We start from the raw sequence: 23,455 nt of genomic DNA on the forward strand, positions 1-23,455 counted from the left end.
TTTCAGTTTCCGAGGTTGACCGGGAGCTCGGCGAGGCCGCTGACCAGCACCCTTCGCCACTCCAGCTCTTCGGCGGGCTTCGCGAGCGACAGCTTCGGGAACCGCCGCAGCAGCGCGAGCAGCGACTCCTGCAGCTCGATCCGCGCCAGCTGCGCGCCGAGGCAGAAGTGCGGGCCGAAGCCGAACGACAGCTGCTTGTTCTCCTTCCGGTCCAGCCGCAGCTCGTCGGGGTCCTCGAAGGCCCGCGGGTCCCGGTTGGCCGAGTTGAGCGCCGCCATCACGCCCTCCCCGGCCTTGATCTGTACGCCGTGCAGCTCGAGGTCCTCGACCGCGACGCGCAGCTGCCCGACCTCCGAGAACCGGTTGAACCGCAGCAGCTCCTCCACCGCCGACGGCACCAGCTCGGGCTCGGCGACCAGCCGCGCCCAGTTCTCCGGCCAGCGCAGCAACGTCGCGACGCAGCTGGAGATCTGGTTGGCCGACGTCTCGTGCCCGGCGACCAGAAGGTTGACGCCGAAGGCAATCAACTCTTCCTGGCTCAGCCGGTCGCCCTCCTCGCGCGCCCGGACCAGCTCGTCGAGCAGGTCCTCGGCGGGCTGGTCGGCGTTCGCGAGCTTCCGGTCGACCAGCTCCTCGATGTACGCCGTCAGCGACGTCATCGCGTTCTCCACCAGGTCCTTCTCGGCCATCTTCATGCTGTAGCCGAGCTCGGTCCACTCCCGGAACTGCTCGCGGTCCTCGTACGGTACGCCGAGCAGCTGGCAGATCACCTGGATCGGCAGCGGCAGCGCCACCAGCTCACGGATGTCCGCGCCGTCCCCGGCCGCGGCGACGTCGTCGGCCAGCTGCGCCGACAGCTCCGCGACCCACGGCCGCGTCCGCTCGATCCGCCGGTGCGCGAACGTCGACGAAACGAGCTTGCGCAGCCGGCTGTGCTCCGGCGGGTCGGTCGTGGTCAGGCTGTTCGGCATCGGCTTGGCCAGCGCGACCCGCGGCGCCCCTTGCTTGACCACCGCGGCGCGGGAGAACCGCGGGTCGGCCAGCACGAGCTTCACGTCGTCGTACCGGGTGACCAGCCAGACCTCGGCGCCCGCGAGCGTCCGCACCCGCGCCACCGGCCGGTTCTCGCGCAGCTCCGCGAAGGTCGGCGAGGGGTCGAACCGGAACGCGTCGTCGAACGGGATGTTGAGCACGGTCTCCGTCATGGTTCGACCCTATGTAGTTAGGTGACCCTTCGCTCGGCTGAGCAGTGTGTCGGTGATCCGGCTGAAGTCGTCACCTCCGTGGCCGTCGGCGATCGCTCGGCGGGCGATCGCGCGGGCGGCTTCGACAGGTCCGGCGTCGATGCCGTGCTGCTCGGAGACGTGCACGATGTGCTCGAGCGTGGCGGCTGCCGAGGTGATGTTCGAGAAGGTGCCGGGGTGGTTGCCGCTGTCGACGTTCGCGGCCAGGTCGTCGAGGCTGGGGGAGAGCAGGTCGGTGATCCCGCGCGCGAAGCCGGCGAGGTCGGCGGCGGCGATGTTCTCGGCTTTGGCGAGCGCGAAGGCGTGCATGATGCCGGTCATCGCGGTCCAGAAGATCCCGAGCAGCGCGACGTCGTACGCCGCCGCGCGGCCGGGGTCCTCGCCGAGGTGGCTCGCGGTGCCGCCGAGGGCGGCGAGGGCCGGCGCGTGGTCGTCGTACAGGTGTTGCGGGCCGGAGTAGAGCAAGACGGCGTCGGGACCGCCGATGGTGACGGTCGGGGTCATGATCGCGCCGTCGAGGTAGTCGATGCCGCGCGCGGCGGCCCAGTCCGCCGTACGACGTGCGCGGTCGGGGGAGTCGGCGGTCAGGTTGACGACGGTCCGGCCCTTCAGCGCGTCGGCCGCGGAGTCGAGGATCGCGTCGACGGCGTCGTAGTCGAGCACGCAGACGACGACGAGCGGGCCGGCGGCAACAGCCTCGGCGGCGGTGGATGCTTCGGTGACGGCGAGCCCGCCGGCCTTGCCCGGCGTACGGTTCCAGACGGTGGTCGGGTGTCCAGCGGCAGCGAAGGCGGAGGCGAGCGCGCGTCCCATCGGCCCGAGGCCGAGAACGGTGACTGCGGAATTGTCGGTCATGTCCGGCACGCTAGACATTCACATCACTGTGAGAGTCAAGCTCGGGAGACCAGATGCGCATCGGCGAACTGTCCCACCGCACCGGCGTCAGCGGCCGCCTCCTCCGCTACTACGAGGAACAGGGCCTGCTGGCTCCCACCCGTACCTCGACCGGCTACCGCGTCTACGCCGAAGCCGACGTCCAGCGCGTCCGCCACATCCGCATCCTCCTCGGCGCCGGCCTCGGCACCGTCGCCATCGCCGAGCTCCTCCCCTGCATGACCGAGTCCAACGGCACCCTGGTCGCCCTCTGCCCCGAGCTCGTCCCCCAGTTCGAAAAGGAACGCGACCGCATCACCGCCACCATCACCGCCCTGGAAACCGCCCGCACGGCGCTGACCACGATCATCAGCAACCCGCTGCCGGAGGGCGTCTACCAGGCGTCATGATTACGACCGCAGCACGGTAAGTAACTTTCCAAAACGCGTTTGGTGACGCCCCGTAACAAACCCGGAAGCACTGCGCATCAAGGTCTGCAGAGTCGCTTGATGCACTGCGAGAAGGGTCGAGAACAAATGACAGACGCGGGGACCGTCAAGGTGCGCACGTTCGCGCCGATGGAGTCGTTTCGGGGGATCGGCGGTGATCTCTTCACACGAACCGGATGCTGGCTCGGCAAGAAGACGGTCATCTTCGGCCGGAACGGCACCGGCAAGACGACATTCGCTGAGGTTCTGCGAACGATCGACGGAACCGATGAGAATTCGGGACGGTCGGCTGTCCTGGCCAGCTATGCCGAAGGAAACCGATGGCGGACGGGGCCGCTCCCGGAGTCTGTCGTGCGACGCATTCACGTCTTCAACCGGTACTTCGTCGAGGAGGAACTGGCCTTCTTCCTCGACGGACGTGCCGCGTCGGCAGGAATTCTGAAACTGGGTGCCCGGAACGTTCACGCTGAAAAGGCGCTGCGCTCGGTCCAGGACAGTCTCGTCCGCGACAACAGGTGGTTGGAGACCGTGCGGGCCACCCGGGGCACGCTCGCGCGGGATGAGAAGGCGGCGAAAGAGGACGCGAAACGTCGGGTGCTGGAGGTCTTAGGGACAGTCCGTGAGCAGACGTACAACTCCCGCGTGTTCACGGTCGCAACGGTCAAGAAATTGCTGCTGGAATCTCAGCCGGAGGTCGCTTTGGACGAGGTGCGGTACGGGCAGCACATGGACCTCCTGCGACGACAGGACGCTCCTCGGCGGGTGCCGGCTATTGCGGCGCCACCGCTCGACCTGTTGGACCTCGGCAGCCGGGTCGGCGAGGCCGTTTCACGGAAGCTGAGCAGCGTGGTTCGTTCTGCGCTGGAGAACGACCGAGTGCTTTCCGAGTGGATTCAAGCGGGCCTCGACCTGCACCAGGCTGGGGACCTGTGCAGGTTCTGTGAATCCGGCCGCCTCTCCGAGGAGCTACGGACCGCGTACTCATCGCACTTCGACACGTCGTCAGCTCAGCTGCGAGACGATCTGGAGTCGCTGGCGCGGCAGATCGGAGAAGCACAGGGCGCGCTTCAGTCATGGTGGGAAGAACTGCCCGAGGCGGACGATCTTCTCCCGGCGTACCAGGTGAGATGGAAGGACGTGCTCGCGACGCTCGATGCCGTGCGGCGGAGCTCAGCGGACCATCTCGACACAGTGGCGGCGGTGGTCTCGCAGCGAGCGGAGAACCTGTACGAGGAGGTTGCTCCACGCGATGCTGCTGCGCCGGACGCCGCCGATCTTTCGGAGGCCGGCGAGGTTCTGGCCGCCAACAACGCTGATGTCGAGCGAATGAGCGAGGTGCGGCAGCAGGCGGAGTCCGAGATTCTCCATCACCTGGTCGACTCGTTCAGGAAGCGGTATCTGACCGCGGTGCGCAGGCAGGAACTGGCAACCAGGGTGCAGAGCAGTCTGGAGAGACAGATCAGGAGCCTGCGTCAGGAAGAACGGCGCTGGCAAGACGATCAACAGGAGGTGGGGCAGATGGCCGACCTCATCAATCAAGACCTGGCTGACCATCTCGGGCACGTCCACCTGACGCTGACCGTGAGCGAGGACGGTCAGGGATACCGGGTACTTCGCGGTGAGAAGCTTGCCGTGAATCTCAGCGAGGGAGAGCGGAGTTCGATCGCCCTGCTGTACTTTCTGCGGAGTCTCGAAGCCGACGACGTCACTCCGGCCACCGACCTGGTGGTGATCGACGACCCGGTGACCAGCCTCGACAAGGACGGGTTGTTCGCGGCCTTCTCGCTTGTCACGGAGCGGACCAAGAGTTTCGCGCAGATGATCGTCCTGACCCACGACTTCGATCTGTTCAGACTGCTTCTGGTGAATTGCGAGAAGGCTCGTGCGGCCTCAGTACGCGCCATCAGATCGGGAGACACCAAGGAGAAGGAGTTTCCACAGGTCCAGTTCCTGGAGACGAAGGCGCACATGACAGCGTCCGGGGACCGTGAGATCTCGTTGCATCCGATGTCACCACGACTGCTCGAACACCCCACGGAGTACCACTACATCTTTCACCGGATCGCGGAGGCCGTGTCGACGCAGGTGGACGCCGACCTGCCGTTGCTCGGGAATGCCGCGAGAAGATTGCTGGAGGGCTTCGTCGCGTTCAAGGCTCCCAGCGGTGGAGATTTCCGAAGCAAGGTGGAACGAGCAGCGTCGATGGGTGAGGTGCCGAACGAGCTGACGCAGCGAATGATCCGCTTCGTCCACGGAGCCTCACATCGTGACGAGCCAAACCCCTCCGTCACTCTCGGCTCGGCCATGGTTTCGGAGGAACTAGGGCAGGTACTCCGCTTCGTGTACAGCTGTGACCACGATCATTTCACCGGTATGTGCAAGGCGGTCGATGTTGATCTCAAGCCGCAGGTTGCGCGGTGGAAGAAGGCTGCGGGGCTACAGCGAAGCAAGCCGGTGCCAAAGCCGCCCGCGGCGCAGTCACCGAATCCTTTACCGTTCGACCAACCCGAGAACTGAATGCTCATGACTCCCAGACCGGCACCGAGGGCAAGCCGTGGTGGGCTCGGGCTGTGTCGGTGAGTTCCTGGATCAGGTCGGTCTTGGCCTTGGTGTAGTCGAAGCCGGTGAGGCCCTCGGCGGCCAGTTGCCGCTTGAGGGCGGCGTACCGGCGGACGGCTTCGGGGGTCGCGCGGAGGTGGTCGCGGAGGAGGCGCTGGTTGAGTTCGGGCCAGGCCGGGGTGGGGAAGACGTGCAGGTTGTGGGTGAGGACGCCGTCGACCACCCGCGTGTAAGTCCGACGGCCCGGCGGGCCGTGGGGGTTGTGCTGGAAGCCGAGGGCGGCGAGGGCCTGGTCGTCGACGGGGCGGTCGGGCGCGGCGGCGATGTCGATGACGGGTTTGGCGGCGAGGCCCGGTACGGCGGTGCTGCCGATGTGCTCGATCGGGTCGCCGAGGATCGGGTGCAGGTGGGCGGCCATCTCGGCGTACTGGGTGGGCCAGGTGGGGTCGTAGTCGGCGATCGTCGTCATGCGCGGGACTCGATCAGGACGGCGAGGCCGTCGAGGATTCGGGTGATGCCGTACTGGAGGGCGTTGCTCTGCTCGGTTGCGGCGGACTCTTCGGCGAAGGCGGCGGTGACGGCGGGGTAGGCGTGGCCGGCGGTCGAGAGGACTTCGGCCAGCTGGACGGTGTAGTCGTCGTGGGATGCGCCGGGTGGGGCCAGTTGCTCGACGAGGCTGCGGACGTGGCCGTTGAGGAGGACGATTGTGTCCAGGCGCTCGGAGCCGGTGAGGCCGGTTCCGGACAGGCAGGTCAGGGCGGTTTCCATCCAGCCGAGCTCGTTGGGGCCGATCGGGCGTTGGCCGGTGGTGAGGTCGATCGCCCAGGGGTGGGCGCTGTAGCGGGCGTGAATCGTGTCGGCCCAGGCCTGTAGGCCCGTGCGCCAATCGGAAGAAGGTGTGGGTGGCTCGCCGATCGCCGCGTCGAGCATCAGGGCGGTCAGTTCGGCCTTGCCGGGGACGTAGCGGTACAGGGACATCTTGGTGAAGCCGAGACGCTCCGCCAAGCGCTGCATCGACAAATTCGTCAGGCCTTCCGCGTCGGCCAGGGCCATCGCCTCGGCGACGATCCGCTCCAGCGACAGCGCGGGTTTCGGGCCGCGCCGGGCGCGCTGCTGGGTGCCCCAGAGCAGTTCGGTGGCGGTCGGGACCGGCATCGCGGACCTCCTCGGAAAACTGTTGACGTCGAACTGTGTCTACCATACTCTAATTCGCGTCCACCGGAAACAGAGTCCATGAGACGCAGTCCCAGGAGGGGTTGTCATGAAGGTCCTGATCTCCGGCGCGAGCATCGCCGGCCCCGCTCTCGCGTACTGGTTGCACCGGTACGGCTTCGAGGTCACCGTCGTCGAGCGGGCGCCGCGGCTGCGCCCGGGCGGCCAGGCCGTCGACTTCAAGGGCGCCACCCACTTCGCCGTGCTGGAGCGGATGGGCATCCTCGACGAGGTGCGCCGCCGCCGGACCGGTACCACCGACACCGTCTTCGTCGACGAGAACGACCAAGAGCTGGCCGTGGCCCGCGGCGAGTTCACCGGCGGCGACCTGGAGATCCTGCGCGGCGACCTGTCCGAGATCCTGTACGAGCGCACCGCCGCGAACTGCGAGTACCTCTTCGGCGATTCCATCAGTGCGCTGCACGAGACCGCGGACGGCGTCGAGGTCACCTTCGAGCTCGCACCCAGTCGCACCTTCGACCTCGTGGTCGGTGCCGACGGCATCCACTCCCGGGTCCGGAAGCTTGCCTTCGGCCCCGAGCAGGACTACGTGAAGCACCTCGGCCACTACTACTGCGTGGCCGGCGCGAGCCCGTGGAGCGGCGAAGGATCGCGCGAGCGACAGGTTGCCCACGGCCACAACACCCCCGGCCGGCTCGCGGTCAGCGGCGGCTCGAAGGCGCAGCAGCTCTACATGTTCGCCTCACCCGAGCTCGGCTACAGCCGCGACGACATCGAGGCCCAGCGCGAGATCGTCCGGCGCGCGTACGCCGGGGTCCGCTGGCAGGTGCCGCGGATGCTCGAGGAGATGAAGGAGTTCGACGACTTCTACCTCGACTCGATCAGCCAGGTCCGGATGGACGGCCGCTACACCAGGGGCCGCGCCGCGCTGGTCGGCGACTCGGCGTACGGGAACACCCTCGGCGGTTTCGGCACCGGCCTCGCCGTGGTCGGCGCCTACGTCCTGGCCGGCGAATTGAAACTTGCTCAGGGCAACTACAAGATCGCCTACGCGCAGTACGACGAGATCATGAAGCGCTACGCGAAGATCGCCGGCAACAGCAATGCCGGCCGCTTCCTCGCTCCGAGGACCGCGACCGGCATCAAGCTGCGCAACTGGTTCCTCAACTCACGGATGTTCGCGCTGATGACCAAGTACGCCGACAAGGCCGCCAACGACATCGACCTGCGTGACTACGAGGCTCACTGAGGTGCGGCGGCCGCCGCGCAGTGGTAGTCGTGCTCCGGACGCTCACCCGTGGTCAGGAACGTCGTCACCGCGTGGTTGGCGCAACGGTTCTTGCCGCCCGGGTAGACGCCGTGCCCGCCCTGGTCGGCGGTGACCATGACGGCTCGATCGCCCAGGGCCTTGCGCAGCTGCCGAGCTCCGGCCAGCGGCGTGGCCGGGTCGCGCAGGTTCTGGACCAGGAGCACGTTGGACGGTCCGCGGTCGGTGATCTTCACCGCCGGCTCGGCCGGGTCCGGCCAGTAGGCGCACGGGGTGATGTTGGCTCCGGCGGCTCCGAACAGCGGGTACTTGATCCGGTCAGCGGCCACGGCGCGCTGGTAGGTGCTGACCGACTTCGGCCAGTAGCCGTCGTTGCAGACCATGTAGTAGCGGCCTGAGATCAGGTTCTCCGCGCCGGCCGGGTCCCCGGGGATCGGGGGCGGCGGCTGGTTGGCGTCGACGGCCTTCCAGATGCTGGCGAGTAGCGGAGCCTGGGTCGGCCCGTAGAGCAGCCCGAAGTTGAGCAACCGGAACGCCACCGCGTCGAACGGCCCGTCCGGCGTCTGGACCGGCTTCTTCTCCAGCCGCTTGGCCAGCTCGAAGTACTTGGCCCTGACCTGCGCGGGCGTCCGGCCGAGACCGTACTCGCGGTGGTTGGCCGCGGCGAACTTCGCGAAGTCCGGGAAGCGGTCCTCGACGCCCTGCGACCAGAGCCGGTCGCTCGGGTAGTCCCAGCCGCCGGGGCCGAGATTGCTGTCGAGCACGATCCGGTCGCTGCGCTGCGGGAACAGCGTCGTGTAGACCGCGCCGAGGTGCGTGCCCCAGGAGGCGCCGGCGAACGAGATCTTCGACTCACCGAGCGCGGCGCGGATCGAGTCCATGTCGCGAGCGGTGTTGGCCGGGTTGACGTGCGGCAGCATCCAGGCGGTCTTCGAGGTCGCGCACTGCTGCGCGACCTGCTTGACCTCGGCCGCCCGAGCGGCCACGTCCGCCGCGTTCTTCGCGTACGGCGGGATGTTGCCGGTCCCGAGCTGTTCGGGAGTGAGGTCGCAGGTCACCGGCGTGCTCTTGCCGATCCCGCGCGGGTCGAACCCGATCACGTCGTACAGGTCGCGCACGCTCTGCGGGAGCCCGGCCGCGACGAGGAACGCCGGGTAGTTCTGCCCGGCCGCGGGACCGCCGGGGTTGGTCAGCAGGACGCCGCGGCGCTTCTCGGGTTTCGTGCTGGGCAGTCGCGAGGCGGCGATGTCGATCGTGCGGCCGTCCGGGGCGCGGTAGTCGAGCGGCACCTTCAGCGTGCCGCACTGCATGCCCTTCGGGATCGGCACCGGGGAGATGTCGGCCGGGCAGTCGGTCCAGGTGATCCCGGTGGCAAGAGGTTCGGCCTGCGACACACCAGGGACCAGGGCGGCGGTGATCGAGGCGAGGGCGACGGTCAGCGGAACGGCTGTTCTGAACATGTTTCCATCGTGGGCGTTCCAGGCCCGCTGACGCGTCCCCCTGGCGACCCTCGGGGTGCGACGAAAGGACTACCCCGTCAGTCGGTCCCGAAGGAGTAGATCGTCCGGGTCGAGTACGTCTGCCCCGGCCGCAGCACCGTCGACGGGAAGTCCGGCTGGTTCGGCGAGTCCGGGAAGTGCTGGGTCTCGAACGCGAACGCGTCGCCCTGCCGGTACGTCTTACCGCCGATCCCCTGGAAGGTGCCGTCGAGGAAGTTGCCGCTGTAGAACTGCGCGCCGGGTTCCGCCGTACGGACCGAGACCGTCCGGCCGCTCTCGGGCTCGGTGAACCGGCCCGCGAACCGCAGCCCGTCCCGGTCGGCCTTGCCGCCGAGCACGAAGTTGTGGTCGTAGCCGCGCCCGATCACCAGCTGCGGGTGGTCGTCGCGCAGTCGCTTGCCGATCGCGGTCGGCCGCCGGAAGTCGAACGGCGTACCGGCCACCGGCGCGATCTCGCCGGTCGGGATCAGCCCGGAGTCCACCGGCGTGTACGACGGTGCGTTCAGCTCCAGCACGTGGCCCTCGATCGAGCCGCTGCCCTCGCCTGCCAGGTTGAAGTAGACGTGGTTGGTCAGGTTCACCACGGTCGGCTTGCCCGCGACGGTCGCGTGGTAGTCGATCCGCAGGTCGTCGTCGAAGCCGAGCGTGTAGGTGACGGTGGTGGTCAGCGTGCCGGGGAAACCCATCTCGCCGTCCGGGCTGACGTACGTGAACGCGACGCCGACGTGCTGCCCGGTCTGGACGACCTTCGCCTTCCAGACCTTCTTGTCGAAGCCGAGCGTGCCGCCGTGCAGCGCGTTCTCGCCGTCGTTGACCGGGATCTGGTACTTGTTCCCGTCGATCGAGAACTGCCCCTTCGCGATCCGGTTGCCGTAGCGGCCGATGGTCGCGCCGAAGTACGGGCTGAGCGCGGCGTAGTCGGGCAGGTTGTCGAAGCCGAGGCTGATGTTCTCGGTGCGGCCCCGGCGGTCCGGGGTCTCGACCCGCTGGATGGTGGCACCCCAGGTCAGCATCGAGATCGTGACGCGACCGTTGGTGAAGGTGTACACGTCGACGCCGACCCCCTCCGGGGTGGTGCCGAACGGGTCCTTGCGGATGGACAGGCGGCCGTGGTGTGAACCCATGGACGCGACTGTAGTGGCCGCCGGTACGGCGCCGGCCGGGCCGGTCAGGGCTCCGGCCGCGACGGCGCCGAGGCCGAGCGCGCCGGCGGTGCGCAGGACGTGGCGACGCGGCAGGTGGTCGGTCATGTCAGCTCCTCGATCAGGTGGGCGGGGCCGGCGAGAGCGTTCTCACACCGGCCCGGGCACTGTAAGCAGCTCGGTCCGATGTTTGGAACAGTTCGTAACCGTTCGGATTCGTCCGATGACTGGGCGGCGCCTTGGCTGAGGCCGGTGGTGGTGACCGGATCGGTCCGCCGTACGGCGTGATGGTGACTGTCGCGGCGTCCGCCGTACGGGGAGGCTGGAGGCATGACACAGACTGCGCTGATCGTGATCGACGTCCAGGAGTCCTTCCGGGTCCGGCCGAACTGGCAGGCCGTGAACCACCCCGACATCGCCGACCGGGTCAACCGGCTGGTCGCCAGCGCGCGCGAGCGCGGCGATCTGGTGGTCTGGGTGCTGCACACCGAGCCCGGCACCGGCACCGTGTTCGACCCGGCGTCCGGCAACGTCCGGCTGATCGAAGGACTCGAGCCCCGCGCGGGTGAGCCGGTGATCAGCAAGACGTCGCACAACGCCTTCACCACCACGAATCTGCAGCAGCTCCTCACCCAGCACGGGATCCGCGAGCTGGTGATCAGCGGGATCCGCACCGAGCAGTGCTGCGAGACCACCACACGGGTCGCCTCCGATCTCGGGTACGACGTGGTGTTCGTGACCGAGGCGACCGCGACGACGCCGCTGCCGCACTGGACGCTGCCCGCCGACGCGACGCTCGAGGAGGTGCTGGCCGATCCGCGGACGCTGATGCCGTCGGTGGTCGTCGAGCGGACCGAGTACGCGCTGGCGGGACGGTTCGCCACCATCCGGACGCTCGACGAGCAGGCCGGTGTGCTTGTGGGATCCTGACCGGATCATGCGCAAGGTCGTGTTCTTCCTGGTCCCACGGCTGCACCTGCTCGATCTCGCCGGGCCGGCGCAGGTGTTTTCGACGGCTGCCGATCTCGGGTACGGCTACACGCTGCACTACGTGGCGGACGTCGAGGAGGTGTCGACCGCGCAGGGCGTGCCGGTCAAAGCTTCTCTGGACTGGCCTGCGCTCGGGCGGGACGACCTGGTCGTCGTACCGGGCTGGCGGTCACCGCGGTTGTCGCCGTGGCCGCCGATCTCCGCGCGAACCAAGCAGATGCTGCGAACGCACCACGCCGCGGGCGGTTCGGTGGCCAGCGTCTGCTCGGGCGCTGACGCTTTGGGCGCCGCGGGGTTGCTCGACGGACGCCGCTACACCACGCACCACGACCTGACCGACGAGCTCGCCGCGCGCTACCCGAAGGCGAGCATCGTCCGGGACGTGCTCTACGTGATGGACGAGCGGGTGATCACCTCGGCCGGCATCGCGAGCGGCATCGACCTCGCCCTGCACCTGGTCGCCGTCGAGCACGGCGCGGTCGCGGCCGCCCGGGTCGCCCGTGAGATGGTCGTCTACGCCCGCCGCAACGGCGACGAGCTCCAGGACAGCGCAATGCTCCGCCACCGCGGCCACCTGAGCGACCTCGCCCACCGAGTCCAGGACGTCATCGACAGCCGCTACGCCGACCGCCTGCCCTTGTCCGAGCTGGCCGCTTGCGCCGGCGTCAGCGAACGCACCCTCACCCGAGTCTTCACCGCCGCCACCGGCCTCACCCCCCTGCGCTACCAACAACTCCTCCGCCTGGAACGAGCCGAACACCTGATCGCCCACGGGACAACGGTCGAGTCGGCGTCCCGAGTCGTCGGCTTCGAAGACCCGAGAATGCTCCGCCGGTTGCGTTCCAGATCTGCGTAGGGGAGTTAGACCTACCTCCCCTGGGGAGCTGCGTCTCCTGAGATCCCTCTCATTTCCCACCAGGCTTTCAACCAGCGGGCAGGGCGCCCGGGCGGGGTTGGCGAGAGGGCAGAAGATGAGCAGGGGATCCGTGACCGTGCGCGCCGCGCGGTGGAGTGCGACCCATCCATGGCGGGCGATCGGTCTCTGGCTGATTCTCGTCGCCGTCGCGGTCGGGTTGTCCGTGATGGTTCCGAAGCAGACCACCAAGGCCGCCGACACCTGGGTCGGGCAGTCCGGGCAGGCCGCGGAGCTGATTCATCAGGCGGGTCTCGACGGCAAGCCGAGTGAGACCGTGCTGGTCACCGATCCCGACGGCCCGTTGAACCGCGCCGAGGCGACCACCGCTCTGGCGCAGCTCAAGCAGAAGATGACCGCGCTCGACCCCGTCGCAGGCGTCGGCGAGCCCGTCTGGGCCGAGAACGGCAAGGCCGCCCTGCTCCCGATCGAGCTGAAGGGCAGCGCCGACGACGCCGCGGACAACGTCGAGAAGCTCGTCGCCGCGACCGCCGACGTACAGAAAGGACACCAGAGCCTCACCATCCAGCAGACCGGCGCGGCGTCCCTCGACGCCGGCATCTGGAAGCAGGTCGGCAACGATCTCGCCAAGGCCGAGAAGCTCAGCCTGCCGATCACCTTCGCCCTGATGCTGCTCGTCTTCGGCGCCCTGATCGCGGCCGGAATCCCTGTCCTGCTGGCGTTCTCCGCGGTCGGCGCGGCCCTCGGCTTCTACGCGCCGCTGTCCTACCTGTTCCCCGACGGCGGCTCGGTCGCGAACGTCGTCCTGCTGATCGGTATGGCGGTCGGCGTCGACTACTCCCTGTTCTACCTGAAGCGCGAGCGCGAGGAACGCCGTCGCGGTCACGGTACCGTCGACGCCGTCGAGATCGCCGCGGCCACGTCGGGACACTCGGTGGTTGTCTCCGGTCTCGCGGTCATCGTCTCGATGGCCGGCCTGTACGTCGCCCAGGACCCGGTCTTCTCCTCGATGGCCACCGCCACCATCGTGGTCGTCGCGGTCGCCGTCCTGGGTTCGCTGACCGTCCTCCCGGCGCTGCTCGCCAAGCTCGGCCACCGCGTCGACCGCCCGCGCGTCCCGCTGATCTGGCGGCTCAACCGGCGGATCGGTCCCGGCGGGATCAGCCGCCGCTTGGTCGCTCCGGTACTGCGGTTCCCGAAGCTCGCGCTGCTGATCTCCGCCGTCGCGGTGGTCGCGCTCGCCGTACCGGCGCTCGGGATGAAGACCGACCCGGGCGGCCTGAACACGCTGCCGTCGAGCATCCCCGAGGTGAAGACGATGCAGCAACTGCAGGCGAACTTCCCGTCCGAGGGCATGGCGTACGACGTGGTCGCCAAGGGCGACGCAACTGTCCCGGCGTTGGAGCAGCTGCAGCGGTCGGCCGTGGCGTCGAAGCAGTTCGTCGTACCGCCTGGTCAGGCTGTGCGGACCGCGGGGGACACCTCCGTGCTGACGCTGGTGTCGGTGCTGCCGGACACGAGCGACGACGCGAAGGTCGCGTTGAATCAGCTGCGGAACGAGCTGGTCCCGGCCGCCTTCGCCGAGGTGCCGGGAGCGACCTGGGCGGTCGGCGGCGAGACCGCGAGCGGTGTCGACTACGGGCAGAACCAGCGCGACAAGCTGCCGTACGTGATCGCGTTCGTGCTCGGGCTGACGCTGCTGATGATGCTGTTCACCTTCCGCAGCCCGGCGATCGCGCTCGTCACGACGCTGCTCAACCTGGCATCGGTCGCGGTCTGCTTCGGCGCCCTCTCGCTGGTCTTCCAGCACACCTGGGCCGAGGGCCTGCTCGACTTCACCTCGCCCGGCTTCGTGATCTCGTGGATCCCGCTGTTCCTGTTCGTGATCCTGATCGGGCTCTCGATGGACTATCACGTGTTCGTGCTCGGCCGGATCCGCGAGGCCGTCCAGGACGGACTGGCTCCGGCCGAGGCAGTACGCCGCGGGATCACCGAGTCGGCGGGGGTCGTGACGAGCGCGGCTGCGGTGATGGTCTCGGTGTTCGCCCTGTTCGCGACGCTCGGCATGATCGAGATGAAGCAGATGGGCATCGGCCTCGCGGTCGCCGTCCTGGTCGACGCGACGCTGGTCCGGATCGTGATGCTGCCGGCGATCCTGGTCCTGCTCGGGCGCCGGGCCTGGTGGCCGAACAAGTTGCCTGAGGCAACCCGCACGGAAGAACGCGAGCTGGTCGCGGTCTGAACGCACGGAAGGGCCCGGCTCTCGAGCCGGGCCCTTCCTGCGTGCCTACTTCAGCTTGTACGCCGCCGCAAGCTTCGCGATCGCACCGCCCAGATCACCGCTCAGCGCCAGGTGCTCGGCGTCGGCGGTCAGCTTGGACACCGAAGCATCCAGGTTCTGCCCGATCTGGTCCTGCGCGATCCACCGCGCGGCCGCGACCACCGCGTCGTCCTCGGCGAACCCGTCCACCCGGCTCCGCTGCAGCGCCTTGCCTGCAGCGGTCAGCGCCGCGAGAGCAGTCGTTGCCTGCGGCCCCGACCAGTCCTTCACGTGCAGCGCGACGTCGATCGAGATCGCCGCGACCAGCACGTTCGGGTCCAGCAGCCCCTTCCGGAGCAGCGCGACCTTTGCATCGAGCAACTTCTGCCGCGTCGCCGCCTGCGTGGTCAGACCCCACCCGTACGGGTACTGCGGGTCGTACGCCGCGTCCCCGACGTTGATCGGCTGCTGCGCCTCGGACTTCGGCCAGGTGACCGGGAGCCGCCCGCTGAACGCCTTCTTGCCGAACAGCACGTCGGCGACACCCGCGCCCTCGGTGCCCGGCAGCCACGACGCGACCAGCGCGTCGATGTCGCCGAGCTGGTCCGCGACCACCTGCGGCCGGCCGGAGACCACGAGCACGACACACTTCATCGCGGCGCAGACCTTGTCCACCGACGCCTTGTCGGCGTCGCTGAGCAGCAGGTCGTGACCGTTGCCGACGTCGCCGATCCCCTCGGCGTACGGGCGTTCGCCGACCACCACGACGCCGACGTCGTGACCTTCGAGCGGCGCGGACGCGTCCTGACTGAAGGTTGCTTCAGGCACGTTCTGCTTGATGCCGTCGAGGATCGTCGTCCCGGTCGTGGTGGCGCCGGAGCCGCCCTGCCAGCTGATGCTCCAGCCGCCGAGCTGGTTGCCCAGGTCGTTCGCGTTGCTCCCGGCAACGTAAACCTTCGCCGTCGACTTCAGCGGCAGCACGTTGCCGTCGTTCTTCAGCAGCACCTGGGACTTGGCCGCGGCCTCGCGCCCGACCGCCCGGTGCTTCGCGCCACCGACCTCGGCCAGCTTGCTGGTGTCGGCGTACGGCTTCTCGAACAGGCCGAGCTTGAACTTCTGCTCCAGGATCCGGCGTACCGCGTCGTCGATCCGGGACTGCGCGACGCGGCCCTCGGTCACCTCGGTGGTCAGGCCCTGGGTGAAGTCCTGGTACCGGGTCGGCACCATGATCATGTCCAGCCCGGCGTTGATCGAGGTCCGGATGTCGCTGTTGTAGTCGCCCGGCAGCTGGTCGATCGCCTGCCAGTCCGAGATCACGAAACCCTCGAAGCCCATCCGGTCCTTCAGCACGCCGTTGATCAGCTCGGCGTTGCCGTGCATCTTCACCGCCGGCTTGTCATCGCCGATGATGTCGACACTCGAGTACGACGGCATCACGGTCCCGACGCCGAGGTCGACCGACGTCTTGAACGGGTCGAGGTGGATCGCCTCGAGCTCCTGCTTCGTCACCTCGGTGACGCCCTGGTCGATCTTGTACGCCCCGGTCGTCGACGAGCCGTACTTCGTCCCGCCGTCGCCGACGTAGTGCTTCGCGCTGGCGAGCACGTGGGTGTTCTGCTTCAGCTGGCTGCCGTCGGCCTTGCCCTGCATGCCGGTGATCACGGTCGCCATCGCCTTGACCAGGGCCGGGTCCTCGCCGAAGCCCTCGTACGAGCGGCCCCAGCGGTCGTCGCGGACCACGCAGACGCACGGCGCGAAGTCCCACGGGATGCCGGTCGCGCGGACCTCGGTCGCCGCGACCTCACCGGTCCGGCGGGACAGGTCCGGGTCACGGGTCGCGCCGATGCCGATGTTGTGCGGCAGGATCGTCGCGCCGATCACGTTGTTGTGCCCGTGCACCGCGTCGACGCCGTAGATCAGCGGGATCTGCAGGCGGGTGGCCTGCGCGTTCAGCTGGAAGCTGTCGATCATCGCGGCCCAGGACGCCGGGGTGTTCGGGGTCGGCACCGAGCCGCCGCCGGACAGCAGCGAACCGAGCGCGTACGTCGCGATGTCGGACTTGGTCCGGACCGCGTTCCGCTCGGCCTGGGTCATCTGGCCGACCTTCTCGGCCAGCGTCATCCGCTTGAGCAGGTCGCTGACCCGCGCCTTGATCGGCAGCTTGGCGTTCAGGTAGGGCAGGTCGTGGGCGTTGATCACGACGACCGGCTGGGTGGCCGGCGGCTTCGCGCCGGTCACGGTCAGCTCGACCGGGATCGTCTCGGCGGCCTCGGCCGTCCTGTCCTTGCGGGTCGTCACCTGCACGACGTGCGACGTACCGGACGGCGTACCGGCCGGGAAGGTGAACGCACCGGAGACCGGGTTGTAGTCGTCGGCTCCCGCCGTACCGGTGCCGCTGCGGAAGTCGACCGTGACCGGCTCCTCCAGCGGCGTGCTGCCGGTCGTGGCGACCGACACCTTCACCGCCGCGGTGCCGCCCTCCTTGACCGGGTAGACGCCGGCGTCGGTGACCACGCTCGCCTTGAGCGCCGGGTCGGCCTTGCCGTAGATCTCGACCTGGTCGATCGCGAACTCACCCGGCGTACCGACCGGCATCGTGAACGCGTAACCCCACATCTGGGTCAGGTTGAGGATCTGGTCGATCCCGCCGACCGGCTGGTAGTCGCCGCGGTAGTTCAGCTCGCTGAACGGGATCTCGACCAGGTGCCAGCCCTGCCAGTCGTCGGTGAAGCTGGTGTTCCACAGCTCCGACGCCTCGGCGTTCGCGCCACCGTCCTTGATCTCGAAGAAGATCCGCTTGCCCGACCCCGGCGGCAGCGGCGCGGTGTTCTGCCCGTACCACCAGAACCGGATCCCTTTGTACGCCGACCAGTTCCCCGGGTCCTGGTCGAACGTCACGTCATGGCTGAACCCGCCGTACCCGCTGACGTTGTAGGTCCCGTGCAGCACCTTCTCGCCCACCGGCGCGTCGTCCCGCGCCTGGAACTCCATCGTCGGCGGATCGTCCGCGTCACTGCCCCACCCGAAGATCCCCGGGTTCGGGGGCGACGCGAACGCTTCATCCCCTTCGAACGCCGCCAGCACGGTCGGCACCGGGTCGTCGGCCGCGGCCTGCGAAGCCACCCCCAACGGCAACAGCCCCGCCACCACCGCGAGCACCGTCACCCCCACAGTCCGACCCCGAACACGCTTCCCTGGCCACCTGGGCATGGGCGACTCCCTGACTCTCCGCACAGGCGCCTCACACCCGTGTCGGGCCCGATGCTCAGCCCTCCCCACCCCCCGGTCAAGACCCCACCGGTTCCGGAACTAGAGCGCTCTCACGGAGCAAGACCGGCGTCCGCAGGAGCGTCAGTCGTGTATGAGCGCGACCGTGGCCAAAGTCTCCGGACGGATGTGGGGGCGGGCGCCCGAGGTGTGGCGGAAACGGACCAGTTCCGTCGTGTCGACGGTGAACTGGCCGAGGGGGTGGTCGCGGTGGGCCTCGACCCAGTTGATCAAGGCGGTGGGGGAGGGGATGGGTGCCGCGAAGTGGAGGAGGTTGAGGTACCAGATGTCGCGTTGGGTGTCGCCTTCGAGCCAGGCGTCGGGGCCCAGTGCGTCGGCGTACAGCTTCTGGAAGTGGTCGGGGTGCGGGCTGGAGGCGGTGGCGCAGGCCATGACGGTGCCTTGGGTGAGGGTCAGGCCGGTGACGGTGAAGGTCAGTGGTGGGGTTTCGGTGGCGGCCGCGCGGAGGGCTTCGGTGTAGCGCTGGATGCGGGGTTCGTCGGGGTGGACGACCTCGTGGTGGCGTTCGAGGGCTCGGACGGTGAGGTGGGCTGAGCCGGACTGGCCGGTTTGGTAGTGGCCGGGGCCGGCGACTGCGGCGGCCTCCAGAGTCAACGCGTCGAGGCGGAGCGCGACCGGGTCGGCCGGATCCGGGCGCAGCACCGCGCTGACCGGCCAGCGGGGGTGGTTCTCGGTCGGGGGGATGTCGACGCTGTGCCGGCCCGCGGTGATCAGCGGGGCCGCGGTGGCGAAGAGGTGGTCGAACTTGTTCACGGTCTCGTACGACGTCGCCGCGGCGTCCGGAGTTCGATTGAGAAACCACGGTGCTGGGTGTGAGAAGGAATCCCGTCCGTCAGGTGGTGGACCGGTTCAGTGCGGGCGGGAAAGGATAGCGGTATGAGTACACGCTTCGGGATTTTCGTACCGCAGGGCTGGAAGATGGACCTCACCGCGATCGCCGACCCGGTGGAGCAGTGGGAGGCGATGACGGATGTCGCGAAGCGGGCCGACGCCGGTTCGTGGGACTCGATCTGGCTGTTCGACCACTTCCACACCGTTCCGGAGCCGAGTGACAACACCACCTTCGAGTGCTGGTCGGCGACCGCCGCGCTGGCCCGGGACACCAAGCGGGTGAACATCGGCCAGATGGTCGGCTGCAACGGTTACCGCAACCCGGCGCTGTACGCCAAGATCGCGTCCACCGTCGACGTGGCCAGCCACGGCCGCCTGTACGCCGGGATCGGCGCGGGCTGGTACGAGCACGAGTGGAAGGCCTACGGCTACGAGTGGACCGACGTGAAGCCGCGGATGGCGGCGTTCCGGGAGGCCACCGAGATCATCCACAAGATGTGGACCGAGGACCGGCCGGTCTACAACGGCAAGCACTACTCGATCGACGGCCCGATCAACCTGCCCAAGGGCGCCAACAACACCAAGCCGAAGTTCTGGATCGGCGGCGGTGGCCCGCAGGTCACGCTGAAACTGGTCGCCCAGTACGCCGACGCCGCGAACATCGGTGGCGGCAACCCGGACGTGATCCGGGAGAAGGCCGCGATCCTCAAGGGCCACTGCGAGAAGGTCGGCCGCGACTACGACGAGATCGTCAAGTCGACCGGGCTGAACGTGTTCCCGATCGACGCCGGTGACGACCCGAAGAAGGCCACCGACAAGGCCCGCGGCCCGCAGGACTGGGACAAGTTCAGCAAGGACAACACGATCGCGACCGAGGACGAGATCGCCCTCAAGGTCGAGGCGGCCCTCGAGGCAGGCGCCGACTACGTGATCTTCTACGTACCGGGTGTCGCCTACGACCTGGACCTGGTCGACCGCGTCGAGCGGGTGGCCAAGCGCTTCGCCTGAGCCTCGACGTCGAGCAGCACACCGGCCCGGATCCCGTCAGGGGGATCCGGGCCGTTGTGCTTGCCCGGCCGAAAAAACTCGCAACTGCGACCCAACCGAACTGCGAGCAACCCAACGCCACAGCCCGGCCGCTGACCGGAACCGGCCATGGCGGGTGCCGGTCAGCGCAACCGATGGACCGTGGCTGAAGGCAACTGTCAGGCTCGCTCACGGTGGCCCCGCGCCCGTCGGGCCCCGGTGAGGAGCCCAGGATGCGGTGGTCACGACGCGCGACCAGCATGTTCAGTTCGGTGATCGTCGGCACGCTGGCGGTCGCCGTACCGGTGCAGGCGCAGGCAGGGCCGCCGACCACCGGTGGTGCCGGGGCCCCTCCCCCCTCACCCGGCGCCACCGGTTTCGCGACGCCCGGCGCCTCGACGTACCGGATCACGCTCGTCACCGGTGACGTCGCCGAGCTGACCGTCGCCGCCGACGGCAGCCGGACCGGGCGACTCGTGGACGGTTCCAACTACTACTTCGGCGACTTCGACGGTGAGCTCACCGTCGTCCCCGCGGCGGCGTACCAGCTGTTCACCGCGGGCGCGGTCGACCGGCGGCTGTTCAACCTGAGCCTGCTCGCCGAGCAGGGCTACGACGACGCCAGTACGGCGAAACTGCCGGTGCTGCTCAGCGGAGCCAGCGCCCCGGCCGCTCCCGAGGGCAGCACGCAGCGCAGGACGCTGGCGAGCGTCGGCACCACCGCGGTGTCGGTCGACAAGTCCCAGGCCAAGCAGTTCTGGCAGGGCATCGCCGGCCCGCGGACCCTCAGCAGCGGCGTCACCAAGCTCTGGCTCGACGGCCGCACCCACGCGACGCTCGACCGCTCCACGCAGCAGATCGGTGCGCCGGCCGCCTGGCGTTCGTCGTACGACGGACGCGGGGTGAAGGTCGCGGTGCTCGACACCGGGTACGACGCGGGGCACCCGGACCTGAAGAAGAAGGTCGTCGGCGAGGCGAGCTTCGTCCCGGACCAGGGTGTCCAGGACGGCCACGGGCACGGCACGCATGTCGCGTCGACCGTCGCCGGGCTCGGTACGGCGTCCGGCGGCAAGCGCAAGGGCGTCGCGCCGGGCGCGGAGCTGCTGGTCGGCAAGGTGCTCGACAACAGCGGCGGGGGGCTCGACTCCGAGGCGATCGCGGGGATGGAGTGGGCCGTCCAGCAGGGCGCGAAGGTGGTCAGCATGAGCCTCGGCGGGCTGCCGTCGGACGGGACCGACCCGATGAGCGCGGCGGTCGACCGGCTGTCGAAGTCCAGCGGCGCGCTGTTCGTCGTTGCCGCGGGCAACGCGGGCACCGAGGAGTCGGTCGGTACGCCGGGAGCCGCGGAGACGGCGCTGACCGTCGGGGCGGTGGACCGCGACGACAAGCTCGCGGCCTTCTCCAGCCGCGGGCCGCGGCTGGGCGACGGCGCGCTGAAGCCCGAGGTGACCGCGCCGGGCGTCGAGATCGTGGCCGCGCGCGCGGCCGGGACCGAGCAGGGGCACATCGTCGACGAGCACTACACGGCGATGAGCGGTACGTCGATGGCGACGCCGCACGTCGCGGGCGCGGCGGCGATCCTCGCGCAGCGGCACCCGGAGTGGACCGGGCAGCAGCTGAAGGCGGCGCTCACCACGACGGCTGTGCCGAGCAAGGGCGTGGCGACGGCGGCGCAGGGGATGGGCCGGATCGACATCCCGCGGGCGCTGGACCCGAAGGTGCTGGCCGACACGGCGAACGTGTTCTTCGGTGACGTCTCCTGGACCGGTACGGCGCCGAAGCCGGTCGAGCGGAAGGTCGCCTACAGCAACACTTCCGGGAAGGCGGTGACGCTGGAGCTGTCGGTGCAGGCCAAGTCGCCGGGTGGTGTCGGCGCGGTCCTGGCTGTCACGCCGAGCCGGCTTGTGGTTCCGGCCGGCGGGTCTGCCTCGGCGACGGTTCGGCTCGATCTGGGAAAGACCGGTCCGGCGAAGTATGCCGGTGAGTTGGTGGCCAGAGCCGGCGGTACGTCGTACCGGACCGGTCTGGGCTTCGCCGCTGGTGGTCGCCTGCACCAGGTGACCGTGAAGGGCATCGGCCGGGACGGCAAGCCCGCGCGGCCGACCGTCGCGGCGAACAGCGGTGTCCAGCTCTGGAACCTCGACACCGGCGACATCAACGCCATCGTCTTCGACGAGAACGGCCGGCGCACGCTGGACGTCCCGACCGGCCGGTACGCCGTGATGGCCTACGTGATGGGCTCGGACGAGGCCGACTGGGTCAACGGCGTCGCCCTGCTCGGTGCGCCCGAGGCGAAGATCAGCGGCGACCGGACGTTCGTCTTCGACGCCCGCAAGGCCCACCTGGTGACCGTGAAGACGCCGCAGCGCGCCGATCTGGAGAACTTCGGCATCGCCTGGCACCGCAAGACCGGTGCGCGGGAGGCCGTGTCGGGGTTCGGCTACGACCGGGAGGTCAGCGGCAACGTGTATGTCGGTGACTTCGGCAAGGTGCAGGACGGTTCGGCCCGGGTTGTCCAGCGCTGGGACCTGGCGCAGCCGAAGCTGACCGCCGACGTTCTCGGCGCCGGCGGCTTCCGGCTGCCGACTCCGCGGGACGGCGGCAACGTCGGGTACGTCGGCACCGAGGCGCTGCAGCTCGTCAACGCCGGTGACGGCCGGCCGGAGGAGCTGAAGGACGTTCGCGACAAGATCGCGCTGATCCGCTACGTGGACTACGAGCACACGTTCCCGCAGGTCGAGGCGGCGAAGGCGGCCGGCGCGAAGGCAGTCTTCATGTACAACGAGCAGCCCGGCTTCTGGAGCGACGGCGCCTGGCTCGACCTGCCGTTCTACCTGCTGCGGCAAGCGGAGGGTGCGAAGTTGCTGCAGCTGCTGAAGCAACGGCCTGTCCAGGTGAAACTGACCGGTCTGAAGGACAGCACCTACCGCTACGACCTCGTGACCGGACCGCAGCAGGTCAAGGGCCCGCTGACCTACGACTTCGCCAAGCTGCGTCCGGCTGTCGTCACCACCAACTTCGCCCGGGTCGACGCCAACGTCCTCCACTTCGACCAGCGGTCGGCCCACCTCCCCGGGGTGAGCGCGGGCCTCGGAGCGACCCGGCTGGTGGCCGGTCCGGTGACCCGGACCGACTACATCGCGTCCGACACACCGGGCACGACCTGGGACGACAAGACGTCGGCAGGGGAGTGGAACGAGTCGGGCTTCGAGTACAGCCTGGCGCGAAGCTACCGGCCGAACGAGCGGGTGACCCGCGACGTGTGGGCGCCGATCGCGCGGCCGGCGATCCCGGACGCGACGGGCAGTGAGATCGACGGACTGCCGGTGGCGCGGTTCGAGAACGCGCTGCGGATCGCGATCCCGCAGCACGTGAACGGTGACCGGACGATCTACGGATGGAGCGACATGCGCGGCGACGCGACGCTGCTCAAGCTCACGAGTGGTGGCAAGGAGATCGGGCGCAAGGACTGGTCGGTGGCGCAGTTCGCCGTACCGGCGAAGAGTGCGTGGTACGAGCTCAGTCTCGACGTACGCCGCGCGCCCAACACGTGGGCGACCACGTCGACGGCGACCCAGACCGAGTGGCGTTTCCGCTCGGGCCAGGTGAAGACCCGCGAGGTGCTGCCGCTGATCCAGATCGACTACAAGCTGACCGGTCGCCGGCTGGAGCTGAAGCCCGGCTACCAGCCAGGTGCCCGCGGCCTCGGCTTCTTCCGTACGACGGCCGAGGTCAGCCTGGACGGGAAGAAGTGGACGCCGCTCCCGCTGTGGTTCGGTGCCACCACCGTGCCGCCCGGCCCGGCCGCGAAGCTCCGCGTCACCTCGACCGACCTGCTCGGCAACCGGATCACCCAGACCATCGAGAAGCCCTGGGTGAAGTAAGCGCTTGACCACGAAAAGGGCGACGCCACGAAGCTGGGGGGAGGTGCTCCGTGGCGTCGCCGGGGGCGCGCCAAGGGAGGGGTGGGGGGCGGCGCG

Annotated in this window: 16 protein-coding genes; 8 read left to right on the forward strand and 8 right to left on the reverse strand. The window is 69.0% G+C overall.

Features of this window, described 5'->3' with window-relative positions:
* Positions 1-2: 2 nt before the first annotated feature.
* On the reverse strand, positions 3-1,205 hold the full coding sequence (locus tag AB0M01_RS21740) for a cytochrome P450 (RefSeq protein ID WP_363672145.1): 1,203 nt from the start codon (positions 1,203-1,205) through the stop codon (positions 3-5).
* Positions 1,206-1,214: 9 nt separating this feature from the next.
* Positions 1,215-2,099 carry an NAD(P)-binding domain-containing protein gene (locus tag AB0M01_RS21745; protein ID WP_363672148.1) on the reverse strand — a complete coding sequence of 295 codons (885 nt, stop codon included), beginning with the start codon at positions 2,097-2,099 and terminating at the stop codon, positions 1,215-1,217.
* A gap of 53 nt (positions 2,100-2,152) precedes the next feature.
* Between AB0M01_RS21745 and AB0M01_RS21750 the strand changes: the two genes are divergently transcribed.
* Positions 2,153-2,527: a MerR family transcriptional regulator gene (locus tag AB0M01_RS21750; protein WP_363672150.1), complete on the forward strand. Its 375-nt coding sequence runs from the start codon at positions 2,153-2,155 to the stop codon at positions 2,525-2,527.
* A gap of 126 nt (positions 2,528-2,653) precedes the next feature.
* Complete coding sequence (locus AB0M01_RS21755; RefSeq protein ID WP_363672151.1) at positions 2,654-5,083, forward strand: AAA family ATPase; 2,430 nt, start codon at positions 2,654-2,656, stop codon at positions 5,081-5,083.
* Positions 5,084-5,087: 4 nt separating this feature from the next.
* On the opposite strand, the gene AB0M01_RS21760 is transcribed toward AB0M01_RS21755, so the two are convergent.
* The gene (locus AB0M01_RS21760; protein WP_363672153.1) at positions 5,088-5,594 is read right to left on the reverse strand and encodes a GrpB family protein; all 507 of its coding nucleotides are present in this window, start codon (positions 5,592-5,594) and stop codon (positions 5,088-5,090) included.
* A complete protein-coding gene (locus AB0M01_RS21765) occupies positions 5,591-6,280 on the reverse strand; it encodes a TetR/AcrR family transcriptional regulator (protein WP_363672155.1) in 690 nt (229 codons plus the stop codon). The genes AB0M01_RS21760 and AB0M01_RS21765 overlap by 4 nt, the downstream gene beginning before the upstream one ends.
* A gap of 106 nt (positions 6,281-6,386) precedes the next feature.
* Between AB0M01_RS21765 and AB0M01_RS21770 the strand changes: the two genes are divergently transcribed.
* Positions 6,387-7,547 carry an FAD-dependent monooxygenase gene (locus tag AB0M01_RS21770; RefSeq protein ID WP_363672157.1) on the forward strand — a complete coding sequence of 387 codons (1,161 nt, stop codon included), beginning with the start codon at positions 6,387-6,389 and terminating at the stop codon, positions 7,545-7,547.
* On the opposite strand, the gene AB0M01_RS21775 is transcribed toward AB0M01_RS21770, so the two are convergent.
* Together AB0M01_RS21775 and AB0M01_RS21780 are read right to left on the reverse strand one after the other, a co-directional pair.
* A complete protein-coding gene (locus tag AB0M01_RS21775) occupies positions 7,541-9,025 on the reverse strand; it encodes an alpha/beta hydrolase (RefSeq protein WP_363672159.1) in 1,485 nt (494 codons plus the stop codon). The two genes, AB0M01_RS21770 and AB0M01_RS21775, sit on opposite strands and share 7 nt — an antisense overlap.
* Before the next feature lie 77 nt (positions 9,026-9,102).
* The gene (locus AB0M01_RS21780) at positions 9,103-10,314 is read right to left on the reverse strand and encodes an aldose epimerase family protein (protein WP_363672161.1); all 1,212 of its coding nucleotides are present in this window, start codon (positions 10,312-10,314) and stop codon (positions 9,103-9,105) included.
* 222 nt (positions 10,315-10,536) lie between these two features.
* Here AB0M01_RS21780 and AB0M01_RS21785 point away from each other — a divergent pair, with 222 nt between their 5' ends.
* The 3 genes from AB0M01_RS21785 to AB0M01_RS21795 all read left to right on the forward strand — a co-directional run bounded on the left by AB0M01_RS21785 (position 10,537) and on the right by AB0M01_RS21795 (position 14,312).
* A complete protein-coding gene (locus AB0M01_RS21785) occupies positions 10,537-11,136 on the forward strand; it encodes a cysteine hydrolase family protein (RefSeq protein ID WP_363672163.1) in 600 nt (199 codons plus the stop codon).
* Between the two features lie 7 nt (positions 11,137-11,143).
* The gene (locus AB0M01_RS21790) at positions 11,144-12,052 is read left to right on the forward strand and encodes a DJ-1/PfpI family protein (protein ID WP_363672165.1); all 909 of its coding nucleotides are present in this window, start codon (positions 11,144-11,146) and stop codon (positions 12,050-12,052) included.
* 115 nt (positions 12,053-12,167) lie between these two features.
* On the forward strand, positions 12,168-14,312 hold the full coding sequence (locus tag AB0M01_RS21795; protein WP_363672167.1) for an MMPL family transporter: 2,145 nt from the start codon (positions 12,168-12,170) through the stop codon (positions 14,310-14,312).
* A gap of 45 nt (positions 14,313-14,357) precedes the next feature.
* Here the strand turns inward: AB0M01_RS21795 and AB0M01_RS21800 are convergent, their stop codons facing one another.
* Both AB0M01_RS21800 and AB0M01_RS21805 read right to left on the reverse strand, forming a co-directional pair.
* Positions 14,358-17,495, reverse strand: coding sequence for a glycoside hydrolase family 3 N-terminal domain-containing protein (locus AB0M01_RS21800; RefSeq protein WP_363672169.1), 3,138 nt, complete (start codon positions 17,493-17,495; stop codon positions 14,358-14,360).
* A gap of 186 nt (positions 17,496-17,681) precedes the next feature.
* Positions 17,682-18,371, reverse strand: coding sequence for a hypothetical protein (locus tag AB0M01_RS21805; protein WP_363672171.1), 690 nt, complete (start codon positions 18,369-18,371; stop codon positions 17,682-17,684).
* 123 nt (positions 18,372-18,494) lie between these two features.
* Here AB0M01_RS21805 and AB0M01_RS21810 point away from each other — a divergent pair, with 123 nt between their 5' ends.
* Together AB0M01_RS21810 and AB0M01_RS21815 are read left to right on the forward strand one after the other, a co-directional pair.
* Positions 18,495-19,457, forward strand: a complete 963-nt coding sequence (locus tag AB0M01_RS21810; protein WP_363672173.1) for a TIGR03560 family F420-dependent LLM class oxidoreductase — start codon at positions 18,495-18,497, stop codon at positions 19,455-19,457.
* 251 nt (positions 19,458-19,708) lie between these two features.
* Positions 19,709-23,359 carry a S8 family peptidase gene (locus tag AB0M01_RS21815; RefSeq protein ID WP_363672175.1) on the forward strand — a complete coding sequence of 1,217 codons (3,651 nt, stop codon included), beginning with the start codon at positions 19,709-19,711 and terminating at the stop codon, positions 23,357-23,359.
* The last annotated feature ends 96 nt before the right edge of the window (positions 23,360-23,455 follow it).

The sequence above is a fragment of the Kribbella sp. NPDC051770 genome, assembly GCF_040681455.1.
Taxonomy (GTDB): Bacteria; Actinomycetota; Actinomycetes; order Propionibacteriales; family Kribbellaceae; genus Kribbella.